Raw genomic sequence first — 1161 nt, 5'->3', positions numbered from 1 at the left:
GAAATAGCGGATTGAATTCAATAATCGCGCCGCTTGCGAAACGCCCATCGGCCGGCGATCACGGTGAAGGTGGCGACCAGCGCCACCAGGATCCAGAAGCCCTCGGGATCACTGGCCAGCGGCACACCGCCGACGTTCATGCCGAAGAAGCCGGCAATGATGTTGATGGGCAACGCCAGTACCGTGACCACCGTCAGGGTGAACAGTGTGCGGTTGCTCTGTTCGTTGAGGTTGGCGGCGATTTCTTCCTGCAGCAGCTTGATGCGTTCGCCCAGGGCCGTGAGATCGTTGATGATCAGGGCGAACTCCTCGGTGGATTTGCGCAGCTCCTTGACGTCCTCTTTCTGCAGCCATTGCGGCGGACGATTGAGCAGGCGCAGCAACGAGCCTGGCTCCAGGGCCAGCAGGCGTTGCAAGCGCACCAGCACCCGGCGTTGGCTGCCCAGTTCGGCGCGGTTGGTGGACAGGCGTGAAGACAGCAACTGATCCTCGATCTGGTCGACGCTGAGGCTGGTCTTGCGCACGATCTGGGTCAGCACTTCGCCCTGGTCGCGCAGCAGATGCACGAGCAACTCCAAGGGCGACCGAAAGCACTCGCCGGCCTTGACCGATGAGCGCAGCTTGTCGACCGAGTGCAACGGTTGCAGGCGTGCGCTGACAATCAATCGGCTGCTCACGCACACCCACAATGTGGACACGTCCGAGGACACCAGGTTGCTGAGGTTGAACACGACATCGTTGACCACGGCGAGCAACGCCGAGTCCACGTGCTCGATACGGGTCGACCGCGAGCCTTCGTGCAAGGCCTCGAAAAATTCCTGCGGCAAGGCCAGCCGGCTTTTCATCCAGCGCTCGCACGCGGCGTGGGCCAAATTCAGGTGCAACCAGAGGAATTCGTCGGGATCTTGCGGTTGTTCCAGGCTTTGCAGGGCCTGGGCCGAATCGATCTCTCGCCCGCGCTCACCAGGTAGGAAACGAAACCCGTAGAGTAGGCCGAACAGGTCCGGGTCGCGATGGCTTTGGTCGATGCTGTGGTTCATGAAGGCTCGCTGGCGGGGAGTGCCTGTCGGGCGATGACAGGTTCACTTAGCGGCATCATTGCAGGGTATTTTGATGGTTTTGTGACAGTTGGAATGCGGTGATCGCTTGGATACGTTCACG

Annotated in this window: 1 protein-coding gene; it reads right to left on the bottom strand. The window is 60.7% G+C overall.

Translation table 11 applies throughout. From position 1 onward, the window contains the following. Window positions 1-17: 17 nt before the first annotated feature. The gene (locus OC610_RS27785; RefSeq protein WP_264432759.1) at window positions 18-1040 is read right to left on the bottom strand and encodes a transporter; all 1023 of its coding nucleotides are present in this window, start codon (window positions 1038-1040) and stop codon (window positions 18-20) included. Window positions 1041-1161 lie beyond the last annotated feature (121 nt).

The sequence above is a fragment of the Pseudomonas agronomica genome, from assembly GCF_025917275.1.
GTDB classification, from domain to species: domain Bacteria; phylum Pseudomonadota; class Gammaproteobacteria; order Pseudomonadales; family Pseudomonadaceae; genus Aquipseudomonas; species Aquipseudomonas agronomica.
The sequence above is the reverse complement of the archived record's forward strand: the minus strand, read 5'-3'. Positions and strand labels throughout refer to the sequence as shown.

Coding starts and splice junctions, on each gene's coding strand:
- OC610_RS27785 (WP_264432759.1), bottom strand. CDS start 1,040: ATGAACCACAGCATCGACCAAAGCCATCGCGACCCGGACCTGTTCGGC.